The following is an 18,212-nucleotide window of genomic DNA, read 5'->3' on the forward strand; positions in this document are numbered from 1 at the left end:
AACGCCATCTGAACAGGGCCAATCGCCCTCCTTCTCATGCCTCAGCCCGGTGGCGCCCGAACTGCAGCTCCGCCAGGTGGCGATAGAGCGGGCTCTGCTCGAGCAGTTCGGCGTGGCGGCCGGCGGCGACGAGTCGTCCTTCGTCGAACACCAGCAGGCGGTCGGCGGCGGTCACCGTGGCCAGCCGGTGGGCGATCACCAGGCTGGTGCGACCGGCCATCAGCCTGTCCAGCGCCTGCTGGACCAGGCGTTCGCTCTCGGCGTCCAGTGCGCTGGTCGCTTCGTCGAGCAGCAGCACGCGGGGATCCTTGAGCAGCGCGCGGGCGATTGCCAGGCGCTGGCGCTGGCCGCCGGAGAGCTGCACGCCGCCCGGGCCGAGCTGAGTATCGAAGCCGTGGGGCAGGGCCTCGACGAAGCCCAGGGCGTTGGCATCGCGGGCGGCGGCGCGAAGCTCGTCAAGACTGGCGTCGGGCTTGCCGTAGCGCAGGTTGTCGGCCACCGAGCCGGTGAACAGCACCGGCTCCTGGGCGACCAGGCCCATGGCGGCGCGCAGTTCGAGTGGGTCCAGCGCGCGCAGGTCGACCCCGTCGAGGGTCACGCGGCCCCGGTCGGGGTCGTGGAAGCGCAGCAGTAGCCCGAGCAGCGTACTCTTGCCGGCCCCGGAAGGCCCCACCAGGGCGATACGCTCGCCGGGTCGAATCCACAAGTCGAGCGAATCGAGCGCCGGTAGCGTGCGGCCCGGGTAGGCAAAGCTCACCTTCTCCAGGCGGATCTCGCCGCGCAGCGGCTGGGACAGGGGCGTCGGCTGCGCCGGTGGGCGGATGCCCGGCTCGGCGTCGAGCAGTTCGAGCAGCCGTTCGGCGGCGCCGGCGGCCCGCTGCACGTCGCCGGCAACCTCGGCCAGGGTGGCCACCGCCCCGGCGGCCAGCACGGCATAGAAGACGAAGGCGGAAAGCTCGCCCGCGCTCATCTCGCCGGCCAGCACCGCCTGGCCGCCTTGCCACAGCATCAGGCCCACCGCGGCGAATACCGCCAGCATGGCCGCTCCGGTCAGCCAGGCGCGCTGGCGGGTGCGCACCACGGCGGTGGCGAAGGCCTGCTCGACGCGCTCGCCGTAGGCGTGGCGGTCGATGTCTTCGTGAGTAAAGGCCTGCACGGTGCGGATGCCGTCGAGGGTTTCGCTGGCGTAGCGGCCAAGCTCGGCCACCCGGTCCTGGCTGTAGCGCGAGAGACGGCGCACGCGGCGACCGAACCACAGGATCGGCAGCACCGTGGCAGGGATGCCGATCAGCACCAGCGCCGAGAGCCAGGGCTGGGTGACCAGCATCAGCGCCACCGCGCCCAGCAGCATCACCAGGTTGCGCAGTGCCAGCGAGATCGACGAGCCGAACAGGGTTTGCAGCACGCTGGTGTCGGTGGTCAGCCGCGAGGCGATCTCGGCCGGGCCGCGGTCGCGATGGGCCGCGCTCTCGAAGAAGGCCGGCTCGAGGTCGAGCAGGTGGTCGTAGACCTGTCGGCGCAGGTCGGCGGCCAGCCGCTCGCCGATCCAGCTCACCTGGTAGTAGCGCAGTGCGGAGGCCCCGGCCAGTACGCTGACCACGCCGAGCATGGCGGCCAGTGTCTGGTTGAGGCGGGTGCTGTCCTCGGCGAGGAAGCCCTGGTCGATTACCAGGCGCAGCCCCTGGCCGAGCATCAGCACGCTGGCGGAGGCCAGCAACAGCGCCAGGGCGGCGATGGCCAGCCGGGCGCGATAGGGCCCCAACAGCGCCATCAGGCGCAGCAGGAGGCGGGGATCGGGGCGAGAAGTCATGGCGGGGGCGTCGCTCGTGGCAGGCATGCAGACACGATACCAGCGGCCCGGGATCGCCAAAAGCGACGAGGCGCCCAGCGGCGTCTCGTCGCAAGGTGAGACCGGCGTACCTTGCCGTGACGCTCAGGCCAGCAGCCGGCTCCAACTGCCATACTCGCCGCGGATCGCTCCCCGCCGCAGGCTCAGTGCGATCACCGCCGCGCCGCAGGCCAGGCTGTTGACGGTGGATGGCAGGTCGGCGCCATGCAAAAAGGGCACGAAGAACAGCAGGATCCCCAGCGGGATCAGCAGCCAGCGCACGGGGCGGGCCGATTCGGCCATGGCGACCACGCCTACGGTGATGATCAGCGCACCGACCAGGTGATCCCAGTTGGCCAGGGTGCCTTCGGCGCCGAAGGTCAGCCGCGTGAACATCAGCCAGGCGCCGATCAGGATAGACAGAGCCAGGTTCCAGGGCAGGTTCACGCCGGTGGAGAGCGCGTCGCCGAGAATGGCGGCGGGCTTGCGCTGGAAGTTCTCGTCCACCGATTCGTTGGGCCCTTCGTCGGTGTCGCCGGTGAAGAAGATCTTGAGCACCGGAGCCCCGGCCTTGTGGCGCCGCTTGAGGAACTCGCCGGTGGCGACGAATTCGTTGAAGGCGTAGGCGATCTGCAGCAGCATGGCGCCGGCCTGGATCAGGCACAGGGTGCACCAGGTGCCGATCAGGATCGGCTGGATGATGATGAAGGTCACCGAGACCACGCCCAGCGGCACGATCAGTACGCCGAACGAGGCGACGATCCAGGGCATGGTGCGCCAGCGGTTGGCCGCACCGATGAAGCCGAGCAGGATTTCCAGCATGTAGACGATGCCGCCCAGGCCGGCATCGGGTACCGGCCACGCCTCGGAGGCCTCGGAGGTGATGATGTCCTCGGTGCCGTTGAGCCCACTGCGGGTGCCGTCGAAGAAGGGGTCCCATACGGCATCGATGTGGCCGAGCTGGTAGGCGGCGAGGTAGCGCGAGACGAAGAAGCCGACGAAGGCCAGCACGATGATCGGCATGCGCTGGAGCCAGCTCGAGGGGTTGTTGTTCCAGCCGGGCGGCGTGGTGGGGCCGGTCATCGCCGCGGCGGGCGATATTCCCGGCGCCGGTCGCACCAGGGCGGCGAAGCCGATGGCCAGGGTACCGACCAGGGTGCCGTTGAGATAAGCCGCGGCACTCTCGCTCCAGAACACCAGCGGCGCGAACAGCACCCACAGGCCGATGGCGGCGGCTGCCCAGCGCGCCCAGCTCAGCTTCAACGACAGCGAGAGCGCGCCGAACAGCGCCAGCAGCAGCCCCGCGGCCATGTCGCTCACGGCCATGCCGCCGCCGTAGCCTAGCGTGGCGGGGGAGACCACCAGCCAGGCGCCCAGGGCGATGTTGAAGAAGTGCGCCCACAGGAAGCGATAGTGCTCGCGCCGGGCATGGGTCTGATACTCCTCGAGTACCCGCTCGGGATTGGCGCCCTTCTCCTCGGCCTCCTCGACCCAGTCGGGCGGGGTGATGCCGTTGGCCTGGTACCAGCCGTGGGGATCGGCGAGCAGGTGGTCGACCATGGCCTCGAGAGTGTCGTAGAGCTGATGGCGAGGTTCCCAGCCGAGTTGCTCCCGGGCGCGGCGAATGTCCAGCTCGTAGTGGTCGTCGGCCATGTCGATCATGAACGGCCGGATGAAGGGCTTCTCGCCCTTGTCGAAGTCGTCCGGCACCAGCGGCTCGCTCTTCTCCTCCAGCAGCGCGCCGGTCTTGGCCAGCGGCTTCGGCATCACCACGGTCTTCCACTTCTTCTTGCCGTGGATGAGCTCGCCGAGCCGGTTCTGCAGCGCCTCGTAGCTGACGGCGTGCTCCTCGCCGATGAGGATCTCGTTGCGCTCGGGCAGTTCGCGGCGGCGGTCGATGGTGCGGCGGAAGGCATCGATCATGTCTTCCTTGTGCACGCAGGCCTGGCCGGCATTGGTATTGCCCGAATAGAAGTGGCTCTTGAAGGTGTGCTCGTAGATGCGCGCGATCTGGTGTGACAGCGTGGGCACGCTGGTCTTCTCGTCGTACATGCCGGCGAGCCGCAGCAGGGTGTAGGGCATGCGGGCATGTCGGCGAATCACTTCCTCGGTGCGCGCCTTGGACTGCGGGTAGGGCCAGGTGGGGCCGATCGGCGTCTCTTCGTTGACACGGTGACCCGGTACCTGCGGTTCGTGAACCAGCATGGTGCTGGAGTAGACGAAGCGCTCGACGTTCATGCCTTCGAGCGCCTCCAGCAGGTTCCTGGTGCCCTGTTCGTTGACCTTCTCGTAGAGCGGCGACGCCTCGCCGGTGAAGTCGAAGTAGGCGGCCAGATGCACCACCGCGGCGATGTCGCGGCCGTGTCGCTCGGCGATCTTGTCCATCGCCTTGCGGATGGATTCGAGCTCGGTCAGGTCGAATTCGTAGCTTTCGTCCGCCTCTTCCGCTTCGTTACGGTCCAGGGCGATGATCCGATAGTCGTTCTTGAGGCTTTGGGTCAGGGCCGTTCCCACGCCCCCCGAAGCCCCCGTGATCACCACCAGCGGTTTCTCCTGGGTTGCCACTTCCTTGTCCTGCATGGCCAGGGTTCCCTCCTCGCTGCTGCGTTGAAGTGCCTTCGCGCTGCTGCACACTCAAGCTAGTCGGCTTTGCACTCGAACGGCAAACTCGACCTGTTTCTTGGCACAGGCTGCATTGGCTATGCTGCTGAGGTATTGGCGCTCATGCCAAACCGTTTGGAAAGGAAAGGGAGCTTCTCGTTCATGAAGAGTGTCGTTGCCATTCGCCACGTGGCTTTCGAGGATCTGGGTATCTTCGAGCCGATCCTGGAGGAATTCGGCTATCGGGTTCGCTACCTCGATCCGGGGCTGCTGGGGCCGGATGCCCTCGAGGCGCTGGACGTCGACAGCCCCGAGCTGATGGTGGTGCTCGGCGCTCCCCTCGGGGCCAACGACGATGCGCTCTATCCCTTCCTCACTGCGGAGCTGGACGCCATCCGTCATCGCCTCGACTCGGGGCGCCCGCTGCTTGGCATCTGCCTCGGGGCGCAGCTGATCGCCCGGGCGCTGGGCGGCAGAGTATTTCCCATGGCGCAGAAAGAGATCGGCTTCGCCGATGTCTCGCTGACCCGCGACGGTCAGGAAGGGCCGCTGCGCCACCTCGGCAACCCGGACGTGGTGCTGCACTGGCACGGCGACATGTTCGAGACGCCGCCCGGCGCCACCCGCCTGGCGTACAGCCATGCCTGCTCTCACCAGGCCTTCGCCGTGGGCGAGCAGGTGCTTGGCCTGCAGTTCCACCTCGAGGTGGACCCCGCCAGGATCGAGCCGTGGCTGATCGGTCACGCCGCCGAGCTGGCAGCGGCGCAGATCGATCCGGTAGCGCTGCGCGAGCAGGCCGAGCGCTACGGTCCCGGGCTCAAGCAGCGCGGGCAGCAGGTGCTGCGCGAGTGGCTGGCGACGACGGAAGCGGCCCACGGCATCGAGTAGCGACCGCGCCGGTGACAGGGAGCGCCGGGGTCAGCCCTGGCGTTTCTTCAGCTGCTCCTTCAACTGCTTGGGTAGCTGCTTGATGACCAGGCGGTCCTGGCTTTCGTCGTACTCGATGCTGGAGCCGAGCAGGTGTGAGTCGAAGCTGATCGACATGCCGCCGGCGCGCCCGGTGAAGCGGCGAAACTGCCGCAGGGTGCGCTTGTCGGGTGGGATCTCGGGGGAGAGGCCATAGTCGGCGTTGCGGATGTGGTCGTAGAAGGCCTTGGGCTGCTGCTCGTCGAGTAGCTCGGAGAGTTCCTCCAGGGTGATCGGCTCGCCGCGGCCCGCCTGCTCGTTGGCGTAGTCGATCAGCGCCTCGGTCTTCTCCCGGCTTTGCTCCTCGGGCATGTCCTCCCGCTCCACGTAGTCGCTGAAGGCCTTGAGCAGCGTGCGTGTCTCGCCGGTGGCGTCGATGCCCTCGGTGGCGCCGAGCACGCCGGCCAGGTCCTCGGAGAGCTTCTTGCCGCCGCGGTCGTGAATCCACGAGAGGTAATGGCGGGATGCGGCACCCTCGCGCCACTGGGTCAGGTTGATGCGCAGGCCCAGGCTCATGCGCGCCAGGTTGAGCTGGGTGGCGGGTACGACCTGCAGCGAGTCGCCGACGCCGAACCCCTCGCGCTGGTGCAGCAGCGCCAGGGCGAGATAGTGCGTCTCGCCCTGATGGTAATCGACGCACAGCAGGTGGCCCGAGACCGAGAGGTGGGCGTCGACCACAGGCAGCAGCCGCTCGGCGGCCCCGCGGGTGAAGGCGGCGAAATCGTGCTTGCCGTCGAGATAATCGGCCAGGACGGGGACGAACCCGGCGGCCGACTCGGCCTGGTCGTCGCTTGCGGTCACGAAGTGTCCCCAGGCCTTGGTCTTGGCGTGGTAGGCGTCGTGAAAGCGGGCGAGCAGCTCCTCCAGCAGTGCCGAAGGTGCCAGCTCCGCGGTGGCGGGGCTCAGGCGGGCGGGCTGGTCGCTTCCGGCCTTGTCGACGGCGTGGACGATGCAGTGCTGTATCGGCATGACCTGGGAATCCTGCGAAGCGAAGGGAGGCTGCGAGAGGGCACGAAGGGTGGTGCCGGCAAGCTGAAGAGCGAATCATACCGGGCTCATGGGCCAGTTCAACCCGCGCCGGTTGGCTTCAGACCCGGGCGACGATCGAGGAAGGGGCTTCGCCCGCCACCACCACGCAGTTGCGCCCGCGGGCCTTGCCCGCGTAGAGCGCGTCATCGGCGCGTTGCAGTGCCTGCTCGAGCCGCGCCTCACCGGGTTCGACCTGGCTGATGCCCACCGTCACGGAGAGATGCTGGTCCTCATCGAGCATGGGCAGGCGCAGCGAGGTCACCTTGTGGCGCAGGCGCTCGGCGATGAAGCTGGCGGTTTCGAGATCGGCCTGGGGCAGGGCGATGACGAACTCCTCGCCGCCGTAGCGGCCGATGATGTCCGTCTCGCGCAGCATCGAGGCGCAGCACGAGGCGACGGTGGTCAGGACCAGGTCGCCGACGGCATGGCCGTGATGGTCGTTGAGCGTCTTGAACAGGTCGATATCGACCATGCAGATCGTCAGCGGCGTACCGTCGCGTTGTGCCCGGCGGAATTCGCGTTCGGCCAGCTCGAAGAAATGTCGGCGGTTGGCAATGCCGGTCAGTGGATCGGTGCTGGCCATGTGGCGCAGCTGGGCCTCGAGCAGCTGACGCTCCTCGATCTCCTTCTGCAGCTTGCGGTTGATCTCGCGCTCCGCCACCAGCAGGGCGAACTGCTTGCGCTGCAGCCGATTGAGGCGGCTGTAGGTCAGCCAGCCCATCAGGTTGGCGAAGGCGAGAATCAGAAGGCTGCTGATCAACATGCCGGGCGCGAGCGGCTTCCACAGCGCCACCACCAGCACGAACCCACCCGCCAGGTAGCCGTTCCAGGCCAGTATCCATGGCAGGCGGTTGGGCACCAGCAGATAGATGGCCAGGCTCGATATCGCCACGCTCGAGATGTGCAGGCCCACGCTGCCTGGGTGCAGCAGGATCGATACCAGCAAACCGCTGATCGCAATGCAATAGACCAGATTGAGCGGCCGGGGGCGATGGGCCTGCGCCGAATGGCGGCCGATCAGGCGTGCCAGCGCCAGGCAGCTGGAGGCCACCACGAAGCGGACCAACAGCAGGGCCAGCAGGGCGAGACTGGCACCGAGCAGGATATAGTCCGCTGCACCGAACAGCAGGAAGGTGCCGGCAATGATCCATAGCGCGTAACGTAGCTGCTGTGCGTCCTGCAGCTGCATGGTGCGTCGATACAGGGCTTCCAGCGCCGAGTCCTGGAACTCGTCGCGCCAGTCGAGCGAAGCCCCCTCCCCAGCCTCGTTCTTGCCAGCAGTCATGTAGTGTTCCCTTGAAAGGAGGCGCCCGGCTACGTGACGTCCTCCTGCGAAGCCTTGTGGTTATCCTTGCCCGTGATGCTCAGCGATTTGTATTACTTTTTGTTACGTGAAGACAGCTACTGAAGAATGGTCAATAACTTCGCCATGTGCCAGCCGCGACTATGCCCAAACGCCGCGGCGGGGAAAATCGAACGCGGGGTCAGGGCTTGAGGCGATAGCCGGTACGGAAGATCCAGTTGACCACGGCCAGGGCCACGCCGAGGAACAGCGTGATGATGGCCAGGCTGGCCCAGATGCTGACGTCGCCCGAGCCGTAGAAGCTCCAGCGGAACCCGCTGACCAGGTAAACCACCGGGTTGAGCAGCGTCACGGCCTGCCAGAAGGACGGCAGCATGTCGATGGAGTAGAAGGTGCCGCCGAGGAAGGTCAGCGGTGTGACGATCAGCAGCGGTACCAGCTGGAGCTTCTCGAAGCCGTCGGCCCAGATGCCGATGATGAAGCCGAGCAGGCTGAAGGTCAGCGCGGTGAGGATCAGGAACAGCAGCATCACCAGCGGATACTGGATCGTGAAGGGCACGAACAGGCGCGCCGTGCCGAGCACGATCAAGCCCAGGATCACCGACTTCGTGGCTGCCGCGCCGACATAGCCGAGCACGACCTCGAAGTAGGAGATCGGCGCCGAGAGGATCTCGTAGATGGTGCCCGAGAAGCGTGGGAAGAAGATGCCGAACGAGGCGGTCGAGACGCTCTGGGTCAGCAGCATCAGCATGATCAGCCCGGGCACGATGAAGGCGCCGTAGCTCACGCCGTCCACCTCGCTGATGCGCGAGCCGATGGCGGCGCCGAACACCACGAAGTAGAGCGAGGTGGATACCACCGGCGAAACGATGCTCTGCAGCACGGTGCGCAGGCTGCGGGCCATCTCGGCCAGGTAGATGGTCTTCACCGATTGCAGGTTCATGCGCTCTCCCGTACCAGGTTGACGAAGATCTCCTCGAGCGAGCTCTGCCGCGTATGCAGGTCCTTGACGCGCACGCCGGTGGCCTCGAGGTCGGCCAGCAGCCCGGCGATGCCGGTGCCTTCGTCCTGGCGGGTGGCGTCGTAGGTGTAGACCAGCGCATGGCCCTCGTCGGCCAGCACGAGATCGTGGCCGGCGAGGGCGGCGGGCACGGCTTCCAGCGGCACGGCGAGGTGCAGCGTCAGCTCCTTGCGCCCCAGCTGGCGCATCAGCGTCGCCTTCTCTTCCACCAGCACCAGCTCGCCGCGGCGGATCACGCCGATGCGGTCGGCCATCTCCTCGGCTTCCTCGATGTAGTGGGTGGTGAGGATGATGGTCACGCCCTGGTCGCGCAGCCCGCGCACCACTTCCCACATCTCGCGGCGCAGCTCCACGTCGACGCCGGCGGTGGGCTCGTCGAGGAACAGCACCAGCGGCCGGTGCGACAGCGCCTTGGCGATCAGCACCCGGCGCTTCATGCCGCCGGAGAGTTCCAGCAGGCGGTTGTCGCGCTTGTCCCACAGGGTCAGGGCGCGCAGCACGTTCTCGATGTGGCCCGGGTCCTTGGGCTTGCCGAACAGCCCGCGGCTGAAGCTGACCGTATCCCACACCGTGGTGAAGGCCTCGTTGGTCAGCTCCTGGGGCACCAGGCCGATGCGCTCGCGCGCCTCGCGATACTGCATCACGTTATCGAAGCCGTCGACCTTGACGCTGCCGCTGCTGGCATTGACCAGCCCGCAGATCACGCTGATCAGGGTGGTCTTGCCGGCGCCGTTGGGGCCGAGCAGGGCGAAGATCTCGCCACGGCGGATGGTCAGGTCGACTTCCTTCAAGGCCTGGAAACCGTCGCGGTAGGTTTTCGAGAGCTTTTCGACCCGGATCATCGGCGTCCCGGCGTCGGCGTTGCCGCCGGCGGAACTGCCCTGTTCCGGCAGCGTGGTCGGGTTGGCTGAAAGGGTCATGCGGCGTCCCTGTTGGCAAAAGAGCGAATCGACATGCCCTATCCTAGCGCGTGGCAGCCCCCGGCGCAGAACTCATGAGGCTCATGACGAAGCGCCCGGTGGGGGCGCTGTCCAGGCTCAGCCATTCAGCAGGCCCGCCATGTTCAACAGGTAGAGCACCGCAAAGCCGAGATAGAACAGGCCGGCAACCGTCATCGTGGCGGTGGCCGCCATGCCCGGCCGCAGCTGCCTGGGCAGGCGGGTGCGGTTGACGTAGAGCGCCGCCAGGGCAATGAAGGGCGTATGGGCTGCCGCAATGATGCCTGAAACCGACATCACCTGCACCGGATCGGAGAACGCCAACAGAATGAGCAGCGGCACGATGCCGGTCACGCCGACGATGTAGAGCCGCTTGAGCCAGCGCCGCTCGAACATGGGCCAGGGCAGGCGCCGGTCGAGGGCATTCAGGCCCTTCAGCAGCAGGCCCGGTTCATCGGACTCACGGCGGGCCCGGGTCACGATCAGGGTCATGTCGGCGAAGCTGCGACCCCAGCCGTCCTGGTTGGCCAGCACGCTGCCGCCCAGGGCGATGACGATGGCGGCGAGCAGCACGTAGCGGCCGAGCTCGCCCCACACCTCCGAGAAGATGCTGGTCAGGTCCACCGCGACCTCCGGCCCCTCGGGCATGATGCCCTCAGGGGCCAGTAGTTCGGCGCCGAGCACGAGGAACGAGAAGATCACCACCAGCCCGCCGACCACGCCGAGGGCCGCGGTCACGGTCATGGTGCGAATCCAGCCGCGGGCATGGGCGACCCGCACTTCATGCGGCTTGGGGCCTGTCCTGTCCAGCTCCTCGCGCGAGTCGTCGGGCTGCTCGTCGTCGGGCTCGCGGCTCTGCAGGCCGCCGCCGAAGCCGCGGGTGGCGGTCCAATAGCCGAACCAGACGATGCCCATGGAGCCGGCGAGAATGGTGCCCACCCAGGGCAGAATCACGTAGAGGTCGGGATTCTCCGGCCAGCCGGGGGTGAGACCCTCGGCGAGCGGCGCCACCCCGGGGAAGACGATGGCCGCCGTGACGATGGCCATCACCATCAGCGCCAGGGCCATCACGCGGCTGAAGGTCTCGATCAGCGAGTAGCGCCCGGTGGCGGTGAACAGGGTGGAAGCCACCACCATGGCCATGGCATAGAGCGTGTTGGCGCCGGGCAGGGTTTCGCCGAGGGCACTGCCGACGACGGCGGCGAGTCCGGCGATGCCGATCGACGCCGCCAGCAATTGCGGCACGAAGATCACCCACACGGCCCAGTTCCTCGGCCCGCTCAGGGTGTGCATGCCCTCCAGCATGGTCCGGCCGGTGACGATGGAGTAGCGCGCCATCTCGCGGATCATGACCCACATGAACAGCACCACCACGAGCAGTATCCAGAGCAGCTGATACTCGTAGGCGGAGGCCACGCGAGGGGTGAAGAGGATCGAACCGGTCCCCACGGCGGAGAGCATCCACAGCAGACCGGGACCATACCACTTGAGGCGCTTTCTGCCTTGCGGCGGGTCGGGGACCCGCTCGCGAAAATGAGCGTCCTGCTCCTGTTGCTTCCCTGTCACACTCGTCTCCTTGCTGCCTGCATGGATGATTCAAGGTAGCAGGCCAGGCTTCCGCAAGGTCAAGGAAGGGACACACAGCCAGAACGACGAAGCCGCCATGGCGAGGCATGGCGGCTCGGGCGGGTTTGGCCGGGCTCAGCGAGCCGGCCGGGCCGGGATCAGCTGCGGCTGGTGATCTCCAGCAGATGATAGCCGAACTGGGTCTTCACCGGACCGTGCACCTTGTTCAGCTCGCCGGAGAACACCACTTCGTCGAACTCGCGCACCATCTGGCCCGGGCCGAAGCTGCCCAGGTCGCCACCCTGGCGGCCCGAAGGGCAGGTGGAGTGTTCGCGCGCCACGTCGGCGAAGTCGCGGCCGCCCTCGATCTCGGCCTTGAGGGCCTCGCACTTCGCTTCATCGTTTACCAGAATATGCCGTGCCGTTGCCCTGGCCATGCCGTGCTCCCGTGAGGTGGATTGGTGTCAGTGCGGCGAGCATAGCACGACAGCCGCGCCTGGCGAACTCGCCCCCATGCGTTCATCCGCCTACGCCGAACCTCAGCCGCAGGTTCTGCAGGCCGTCGAGCTCCATGCGCATTTCTTCCGAAAACAGCGGGTGGCCGTACAGGCGAATGGTGACCGTGGCATCGGCGCCGCGGTAGCCGACCTCGGCACGGATGGTGGCCTCGGTGCTGAGGGGCGCCAGCGGGTCGTAGTCGATGCGCTGAACCTCGAGGGCACTCAGCCCGCGCGCCTCGAGCTGCTCGTCGATGGCCCGTTCGACGACACGGCCGTAGTAGAAATAGAGGCCGCCGTAGGCCAGGGCGGCAATGAAAAGCAACGAGATGAGTCGGCCCAAGGGGGTCTCCTTCGAGTCTGGAAGTCAGGCTAGGGTCGGCGTTCGTCACGCGTCGAGGCCAGCAGCACCCGGTCCATGCCGCGCGTGGAGAGCAGGCGCTTCAGCACGCCGAACAGGTGGGTGGGCAGGGTCACATGATAGCGCGGTTTGGGGCGCCGGCTCTCCAGGGCGTGGATCAGCTTGTCGACCACGGCGTCGGGACCCAGGGTGAAGGCGCCGCCGGATGAGCCCTTGCTGCCCGCCAGCCGGGCCTCCACGGCGCGATAGGTCTCGTGGTGGACGCTGTGTTCGGCATCGATGTTGGCCTTGAAGGCGCGATAGGCGTTCTCGCGGAAGCGGCTGGCGATGGGGCCGGGCTCGATCAGGCTGACGTGGATGCCGCTGCCGTAGAGCTCCTGGCGCAGGGTGTCGGTCAAGCCCTCCAGGGCGAACTTGGAGCATACGTAGGCGCCACGATAGGGCAAGGCGGCAAAGCCGAGCACCGAGCTGTTCTGCACGATGCGCCCACCGCCCTGCTCGCGCATCACCGGAATGATCCGCGTGGTGAGTTCATGCGTGCCGAGCAGGTTGGCCTCCAACTGGGCGCGCAGCACCGCCCGGGAGAGATCCTCCACCGCGCCCGGTTGGCCGTAGGCGGCGTTGTTGAACAGGGCGTCGAGCCGCCCGCCGGTGTGTTCCAGCAGCTGCGTAACGCAGCGTTCGATCGATTCGCTGGAGGCCAGCTCCAGGGGCAGGGCGTCGAGCCCTTCCGCCCGAAGCCGTGCGAGATCCTCCTCGCGGCGGGCGGTGGTGAAGACGCGCCAGCCGCGCTGCGCCAGGGCGTGCGCCGCGGCATGGCCGATGCCGCTGGAGCCGCCGGTCACCAGCACGCTGGGTGGCGTATCAGCGCGGGAAAGTGGGGAGCGGCGACTCATGGCAGGGGGATCTCGTTGACCTTCTTCGGCACCTGATAGCCGTGCTGAACCGCCGGGCGGCTGGCGATCTCGACGTACCAGCGCCTGACGCTGGGATAGTCGGCGAGATCGATGCGCTGCCATTCGTAGCGCGACACCCAGGGCCAGCAGGCCATGTCGGCGATGGTGTAGTCGTCGCCGGCCAGGTAGGAATTATCGGCCAGGCGTGCGTCCATGACGCGGTAGAGCCGCTTGGCCTCATTGTGAAAGCGCCTTTCGGCATAGGGTGCCTCGCCGGGATTGAAGTGCAGGAAATGGTGGGCCTGGCCGAGGAAGGGGCCGAGGCCGCCCATCTGCCACATCAGCCACTCCAGGGCGCGGTAGCGCTTCTCCGGCTCGCTGGGCAGGAAGCGCCCGGCCTTCTCGGCCAGATAGATCATGATGGCGCCCGACTCCATCAGGGCGATGCCGGTCTCGTCATCGCGAATGGCGGGAATCTTGTGGTTGGGGCTGACCGCGACGAAGGCCGGCTCGTGCTGCTCGCCCTGGGTGATGTCCACGGCGTGGATGCGGTAGGGCAGGCCCAGTTCCTCGAGCAGGATGGAGACCTTGCGTCCGTTGGGAGTGGTCCAGGTCCAGAGGTCGATCATGTCGGTGTCCTTGCGCCTGAGGGGAGGCTCGCACGCAATGCGTCTGCGAAGTCTGCCAAGACCATACCACTCCAGGCGGAGTCGGGGTAACGGCCGGGCCGCCCTCGCCAGGAGCAGGCCAGCGGCTACGCTGAAGGGACATGCACCTTCGAACCTGCGAGGCCTGCCATGCACCTGCAAGGGTCCTGTCACTGCGGAGCGGTAACGTTCGAGCTCGAGTCGCCACACCCGTATCCCTACCAGCGCTGCTACTGCTCGATCTGTCGCAAGACCGCGGGAGGCGGCGGTTATGCCATCAATCTCGGTGGCAGGTACGACACGCTACGGGTAGCGGGGGAGGAGGCGGTCTCGATCTATCATGCGCTGATCGATGGTCAGCCGAGCTCTGGTGAGCGGCACTTCTGTTCCCGCTGCGGCAGTGCCCTATGGGTCTTCGATCCGAGCTGGCCGGCGCTGGTGCATCCTTTCGCCTCGGCCATCGATACGCCTTTGCCGGTACCGCCCGAACGGGTCCACCTGCTGCTGGACAGCAAGGCCAACTGGGTGGAGCCGGAAGTGAGGCCGCGCGACGCGTGTTTCGACCGCTACCCGGAAGAGAGCCTGGCGGAATGGCACGAGCGCCTGGGGCTTGCCAGGTAGGCGGCAGCCCATGAGAATGGCCGCCGAACGGCTGCAGGCGAGCTGGAGCGACGGCGAGGGGGAAACATGACCGGGAAACACGCGCTGTGGGTGTGGCTGGGCCCATGGGCACTGCTGTCGTTGGCTGCGCCGCTAGCGGCCAGCGCTCCGGATGAGCCCGAGATCAGTGGCAGCATGGTGGGGTTGCTGGACGGTGAGGAGCGTGAATGGTTCATCGTGAGCCAGGGCACCGACTCCAACGCCACCTTCACCGAGCTGGGCGACCAGGTACAGATCGACCTGGTCGGTTTCGTCAAGCCCGATGACTGGCAGGTGCGCGACTCGCTCTCGCTCAGCATCACGCTGGAGGAGGGGGAGGTGACGAACTTCGACGTGCTGCATCCCATCGGCGCTACCGCCATGCCACCGGTGTTCACGTCCGACAACGCCTCGGTACGGCTGAACCTGAGCACCTACGAGGTGCAAGGAAGCAAGGTCCATGTCGTCGGCAGGGTGGAGGGCGTTCTGGCCCTGCAGAAGGAGCTGGGTGAAGAGGCCGTCGAAGACGAGGGCATCGGCATTTCGGTGGAGTTCGATGCCGAAGCTTCCCGACTCGAGTACTGAACTGCGCTTCTCCCGCCTCACCTCGTTGCTGGCCGAATGGCAGCCGCTGTGGCGCCCGGCGCCGTTCATGCACCGCCGGCTGCCCTGGGGGGAGGCCTACCGCGAGCTGGCCGAGCGATTGCTGGGGCTGGACGATCGCCAGGTGGCGCGCCTGCAGGCGGACCCGTGGCAGGATTCGCCGCTGCGTGACTGGCTACCGGTCGAGGAGCTGGCCGAGCGGGTGCGTCTGGCGCCGCTGGCTGCCGGTGACGTGTCGTTGCCGCCAGCCTGGGGGCAGCACGTGAGTGGCCGCAAATGGCAGCAGGTCGAGGCCTTCGCGCGCCATCTACGGCTGTCGCCTCAAGACAGGCTGCTGGACTGGTGCGCCGGCAAGGGGCACCTGGCCCGCGCCCTGGCCCGTCGTCACGATGTCGCCGTCACCGCCCTGGAGTGGCAGGCGACGCTGTGCCAGGAGGGGCGTCGCCTGGCGACGATACAGCGAGCTTCGGTGCACATGCAGCAGCAGGACGTGATGGCGGCGGAGGCCGGGCGCCATTTCTCCCCCCGGACTCACGTCGTCGCCCTGCATGCGTGTGGCGACCTGCACCTGCGGCTGCTCGAGCTGGCCGCGGCTGCGGGCAGTTCGGTCAGCCTGGCGCCGTGCTGCTACCACCGTACCCGGGAGGAGACGTATCGACCCGTATCGCAGCGCGGCCGTGCGCTGTCCCGCGATGACGCCCTGCGGCTGACGCGCGACGACCTGGCGCTGGCGGTGCAGGAAACGGTCACCGCACCGCGCGGGGTGCGCCGTCGCCGCGAGCAGGCCAGTGCCTGGCGGCTGGGGTTCGACGAGCTGCAGCGCGAGTTGCGCGGCGATGACCGCTACCTGCCGGTGCCCAGCCTGGCCTACGGCCGCTTTCCCGAGCGCTTCGACGACTTCTGTCGCTGGGCGGCGGCACAGAAGGGGCTGACGCTGCCCGCTTCGCTCGATCCGGCGCCCTTCGAGCGTGCCGGCTGGCAGCGCCAGGCCGAGGTGAAGCGGCTGGAGCTGGTGCGCCATCTGTTCCGCCGGCCGCTGGAGATATGGCTGATACTGGATCGACTCTCGCTGATGGAAGAGGCGGGCTACACGGTACGGATCGGGACGTTCTGCAGCCCGGATCTGACGCCGCGAAATCTGTTAATTTTCGCCAGGAAGGCCTAATCTGGAAGTCGTAGGTCGCCTCCTGTTTACAGCTCAGGCCCGGCCTGCCGATAAAGAAAAAATGATTATAAGGCGCCAGTGCGGATCCACGGATGACTTCGTCCAGGGGGTCCGGCGAAGGTGCCGGTACGCAAGGGAACCGGGCTGTGAACGAAGGTAACTCGACGGCGTCCTCCGACGACGATCTGGGCTGTCTGCTGCACGCTTTGCCCCTGCCGGTTCTGGTGGTTCAAGCCAGGCAGGACTGGCGGCTGCGATACGCCAATGGGGCTGCCCGCCACTATTTCGATCTTGTCGGCGAGATCGGGAGCCGCTCACTGCTGCCCCTGCTGGGTGACGCCGACCGGCGCTCGCTCGAGACAGCCCTGGCACAGCCGGAACTCGCGGCACCCCGCGTCCCCTGCCAGGGCGTCGAGGGCAAGGCACCCTTCGAGGCAATGCTGCGCCGCGCCACGTGGCAGGGGCAGGCGGCGTGGCAGCTGACGCTGGTAACGCTAGCCCCGCGCGCCGGGCCGGGCAACGAGCCCTTCTTTCAGCAGATGTTCAACACCAACCCGGCGATCAAGCTGCTGATCGACCCCCTCGATGGCCGCATCGTCGACGCCAATGCGTCCGCCGTGGCGTTCTACGGCTACTCCCTCGATGCTCTCAGGCAGCTCAAGATCACGGATATCAACTGCATGGGCCCCGAGGAGGTCCGGGCCGGCATGGCCAGAGCGGAATCCTGCCAGCAGCTCTTCTTCGAGTACCGCCATCGTCTGGCCGGCGGTGAGATCCGCGACGTCCACGTCTACTCGGGGCCGGTATGCCTGAGCGGCCGTGAATACCTGCACTCGATCATCGTCGACGTCACCGACGAAAAGCGATACTGCGCCCAGCTGGAGAAGTACAACGAGCTGTTCCACAACCTGCCGGTGGGGGTCTATCGTCACACGGCGGATCCGGCGGGGCACTTCACTGCCGCCAATCCCGCCATGCTGCGCATCTTCGAAGCGGATTCGCGTCAGGCGCTCTTCACCGCACCGGTCACCGCATTCTACGACTGCCCTACGCAGATCCACCGCTTCCTGGTGGATCTGGAGCGCGACGGCGCCGTGATTCGCCGCCCGCTGCGGTTGCGCACCCTCAAGGGGCGTCTCATTCATGCCGAGGTCACTGCCTACCGCCAGGTCGCCGCGGACGGCGCCGTCGAGTACAGCGGTATCGTCGAGGACGTAACGGAGCGCTACGCCGCCCAGGTCAACCAGGAGCGGCTGACGCATCTGCTCGATGCCTCGCCGGACATCGTGTCGATTGCCGATGCCGAGCATCGCGTGGTCTACCTCAACAAGGCCGGGCGGGAGCTGCTGGGTATTCTCCCCGAGGCCTTGTCGGAAGCGCTGGCCGCCGTTCACCCGCTGTGGGCGCGGCGGCTGATCCAGGAGAAGGGCATCCCCTATGCCATCGAACACGGCCACTGGTATGCGGAGACGGCGGTGCTTGGGCGCGGGGGGGAAATCCCCGTCTCGCAGCTGATCGTCACCCGCCGCGACGAGAACGGTGACATCGAGAGCATTGCCACCATCATGCGCGACATCAGCCAGGCCAAGCGCTACCAGGCCGAGCTCGAATACCACGCCGGCCACGACCCGCTGACCGGCGCGGTCAACCGCAACCGCTTCATCGACCTGCTGGCGCGCGAGCGGCAGGAGGCCCGTCGCAACGGCCGCGCCTTGAGCCTGGTCATGTTCGACATCGACCACTTCAAGCGCGTCAACGACAGCTTCGGCCACAGCGTGGGCGACATGGTGCTGGGCCGGCTGGTTCATACCTGCAGCGCCTTGCTGCGCGAAGTGGACGTGCTGGCGCGCTGGGGCGGTGAAGAGTTCATGCTGCTGCTGCCGGGGACGCCGCTGGCCGGTGCCGTGACGCTGGCCGAGCGCCTGCGCCTGGCGGTCGAGGAGGAGGACTTCAGTCCGGTGCCGGGCATTACCAGCAGTTTCGGTGTCGCCGAGCTCAGCCCCGACGAGCCGGAATCCCAGTGCTACAAGCGTCTCGACGAGGCGCTCTATCGCGCCAAGGCCGGCGGGCGTAACCGAGTGTGCGTGGCTGACCTACTCGACGACCTCAGCGAAAAGTGCGGGGTTCGATGAACGGCGCTGCGAGCGACAGT

The 18,212-nt window shown here is 67.2% G+C and carries 16 protein-coding genes; 5 read left to right on the top strand and 11 right to left on the bottom strand.

Annotated features, from left to right (window positions below; translation table 11 throughout):
* Nucleotides 1-34: 34 nt before the first annotated feature.
* Both HNO51_RS08390 and HNO51_RS08395 read right to left on the bottom strand, forming a co-directional pair.
* Nucleotides 35-1,810: an ABC transporter transmembrane domain-containing protein gene (locus tag HNO51_RS08390; protein WP_209538943.1), complete on the bottom strand. Its 1,776-nt coding sequence runs from the start codon at nucleotides 1,808-1,810 to the stop codon at nucleotides 35-37.
* Between the two features lie 123 nt (nucleotides 1,811-1,933).
* Nucleotides 1,934-4,408, bottom strand: coding sequence for an NAD-dependent epimerase/dehydratase family protein (locus HNO51_RS08395; protein WP_209538944.1), 2,475 nt, complete (start codon nucleotides 4,406-4,408; stop codon nucleotides 1,934-1,936).
* A 183-nt stretch (nucleotides 4,409-4,591) separates the two neighbouring features.
* Here HNO51_RS08395 and HNO51_RS08400 point away from each other — a divergent pair, with 183 nt between their 5' ends.
* Nucleotides 4,592-5,317 carry a glutamine amidotransferase gene (locus HNO51_RS08400; protein WP_197450548.1) on the top strand — a complete coding sequence of 242 codons (726 nt, stop codon included), beginning with the start codon at nucleotides 4,592-4,594 and terminating at the stop codon, nucleotides 5,315-5,317.
* Nucleotides 5,318-5,347: 30 nt separating this feature from the next.
* On the opposite strand, the gene yejK is transcribed toward HNO51_RS08400, so the two are convergent.
* The 9 genes from yejK to HNO51_RS08445 form a co-directional block, all read right to left on the bottom strand.
* Entirely contained in the window at nucleotides 5,348-6,364 is a 1,017-nt protein-coding gene (gene yejK / locus HNO51_RS08405; protein ID WP_209538945.1) for a nucleoid-associated protein YejK, read from the bottom strand.
* 118 nt (nucleotides 6,365-6,482) lie between these two features.
* Complete coding sequence (locus HNO51_RS08410) at nucleotides 6,483-7,709, bottom strand: GGDEF domain-containing protein (protein WP_197450550.1); 1,227 nt, start codon at nucleotides 7,707-7,709, stop codon at nucleotides 6,483-6,485.
* Between the two features lie 199 nt (nucleotides 7,710-7,908).
* Complete coding sequence (locus tag HNO51_RS08415) at nucleotides 7,909-8,670, bottom strand: ABC transporter permease (protein ID WP_197450551.1); 762 nt, start codon at nucleotides 8,668-8,670, stop codon at nucleotides 7,909-7,911.
* Nucleotides 8,667-9,590: an ABC transporter ATP-binding protein gene (locus HNO51_RS08420; RefSeq protein ID WP_197450976.1), complete on the bottom strand. Its 924-nt coding sequence runs from the start codon at nucleotides 9,588-9,590 to the stop codon at nucleotides 8,667-8,669. The genes HNO51_RS08415 and HNO51_RS08420 overlap by 4 nt, the downstream gene beginning before the upstream one ends.
* Before the next feature lie 195 nt (nucleotides 9,591-9,785).
* Nucleotides 9,786-11,252: an Nramp family divalent metal transporter gene (locus tag HNO51_RS08425; protein WP_209538946.1), complete on the bottom strand. Its 1,467-nt coding sequence runs from the start codon at nucleotides 11,250-11,252 to the stop codon at nucleotides 9,786-9,788.
* Between the two features lie 158 nt (nucleotides 11,253-11,410).
* Nucleotides 11,411-11,689, bottom strand: a complete 279-nt coding sequence (locus HNO51_RS08430; RefSeq protein ID WP_209538947.1) for a peptidylprolyl isomerase — start codon at nucleotides 11,687-11,689, stop codon at nucleotides 11,411-11,413.
* A gap of 82 nt (nucleotides 11,690-11,771) precedes the next feature.
* Nucleotides 11,772-12,092 (bottom strand): hypothetical protein, encoded by a 321-nt coding sequence (locus HNO51_RS08435; RefSeq protein ID WP_209538948.1) that lies wholly within the window; start codon nucleotides 12,090-12,092, stop codon nucleotides 11,772-11,774.
* A 29-nt stretch (nucleotides 12,093-12,121) separates the two neighbouring features.
* Nucleotides 12,122-13,006 (bottom strand): SDR family NAD(P)-dependent oxidoreductase, encoded by an 885-nt coding sequence (locus HNO51_RS08440; RefSeq protein WP_209538949.1) that lies wholly within the window; start codon nucleotides 13,004-13,006, stop codon nucleotides 12,122-12,124.
* Nucleotides 13,003-13,635: a glutathione S-transferase family protein gene (locus HNO51_RS08445; protein WP_209538950.1), complete on the bottom strand. Its 633-nt coding sequence runs from the start codon at nucleotides 13,633-13,635 to the stop codon at nucleotides 13,003-13,005. Before HNO51_RS08445 ends, HNO51_RS08440 begins: the two co-directional genes overlap by 4 nt.
* Nucleotides 13,636-13,803: 168 nt before the next feature.
* On the opposite strand from HNO51_RS08445, the gene HNO51_RS08450 reads away from it, so the two are divergent.
* The 4 genes from HNO51_RS08450 to HNO51_RS08465 all read left to right on the top strand — a co-directional run bounded on the left by HNO51_RS08450 (nucleotide 13,804) and on the right by HNO51_RS08465 (nucleotide 18,192).
* Nucleotides 13,804-14,274 carry a GFA family protein gene (locus tag HNO51_RS08450; protein WP_197450557.1) on the top strand — a complete coding sequence of 157 codons (471 nt, stop codon included), beginning with the start codon at nucleotides 13,804-13,806 and terminating at the stop codon, nucleotides 14,272-14,274.
* A gap of 66 nt (nucleotides 14,275-14,340) precedes the next feature.
* Entirely contained in the window at nucleotides 14,341-14,877 is a 537-nt protein-coding gene (locus HNO51_RS08455) for a hypothetical protein (RefSeq protein WP_197450558.1), read from the top strand.
* The gene (locus tag HNO51_RS08460; RefSeq protein WP_209538951.1) at nucleotides 14,849-16,060 is read left to right on the top strand and encodes a methyltransferase; all 1,212 of its coding nucleotides are present in this window, start codon (nucleotides 14,849-14,851) and stop codon (nucleotides 16,058-16,060) included. The genes HNO51_RS08455 and HNO51_RS08460 overlap by 29 nt, the downstream gene beginning before the upstream one ends.
* Before the next feature lie 146 nt (nucleotides 16,061-16,206).
* Nucleotides 16,207-18,192, top strand: a complete 1,986-nt coding sequence (locus HNO51_RS08465) for a sensor domain-containing diguanylate cyclase (protein ID WP_209538952.1) — start codon at nucleotides 16,207-16,209, stop codon at nucleotides 18,190-18,192.
* The last annotated feature ends 20 nt before the right edge of the window (nucleotides 18,193-18,212 follow it).

This window comes from Billgrantia sulfidoxydans, assembly GCF_017868775.1.
Lineage (GTDB): Bacteria > Pseudomonadota > Gammaproteobacteria > Pseudomonadales > Halomonadaceae > Halomonas > Halomonas sulfidoxydans.

Coding starts and splice junctions, on each gene's coding strand:
- HNO51_RS08390 (WP_209538943.1), bottom strand. CDS start 1,810: ATGACTTCTCGCCCCGATCCCCGCCTCCTGCTGCGCCTGATGGCGCTG.
- HNO51_RS08395 (WP_209538944.1), bottom strand. CDS start 4,408: ATGCAGGACAAGGAAGTGGCAACCCAGGAGAAACCGCTGGTGGTGATC.
- HNO51_RS08400 (WP_197450548.1), top strand. CDS start 4,592: ATGAAGAGTGTCGTTGCCATTCGCCACGTGGCTTTCGAGGATCTGGGT.
- yejK (WP_209538945.1), bottom strand. CDS start 6,364: ATGCCGATACAGCACTGCATCGTCCACGCCGTCGACAAGGCCGGAAGC.
- HNO51_RS08410 (WP_197450550.1), bottom strand. CDS start 7,709: ATGACTGCTGGCAAGAACGAGGCTGGGGAGGGGGCTTCGCTCGACTGG.
- HNO51_RS08415 (WP_197450551.1), bottom strand. CDS start 8,670: ATGAACCTGCAATCGGTGAAGACCATCTACCTGGCCGAGATGGCCCGC.
- HNO51_RS08420 (WP_197450976.1), bottom strand. CDS start 9,590: ATGATCCGGGTCGAAAAGCTCTCGAAAACCTACCGCGACGGTTTCCAG.
- HNO51_RS08430 (WP_209538947.1), bottom strand. CDS start 11,689: ATGGCCAGGGCAACGGCACGGCATATTCTGGTAAACGATGAAGCGAAG.
- HNO51_RS08440 (WP_209538949.1), bottom strand. CDS start 13,006: ATGAGTCGCCGCTCCCCACTTTCCCGCGCTGATACGCCACCCAGCGTG.
- HNO51_RS08445 (WP_209538950.1), bottom strand. CDS start 13,635: ATGATCGACCTCTGGACCTGGACCACTCCCAACGGACGCAAGGTCTCC.
- HNO51_RS08450 (WP_197450557.1), top strand. CDS start 13,804: ATGCACCTGCAAGGGTCCTGTCACTGCGGAGCGGTAACGTTCGAGCTC.
- HNO51_RS08455 (WP_197450558.1), top strand. CDS start 14,341: ATGACCGGGAAACACGCGCTGTGGGTGTGGCTGGGCCCATGGGCACTG.
- HNO51_RS08460 (WP_209538951.1), top strand. CDS start 14,849: ATGCCGAAGCTTCCCGACTCGAGTACTGAACTGCGCTTCTCCCGCCTC.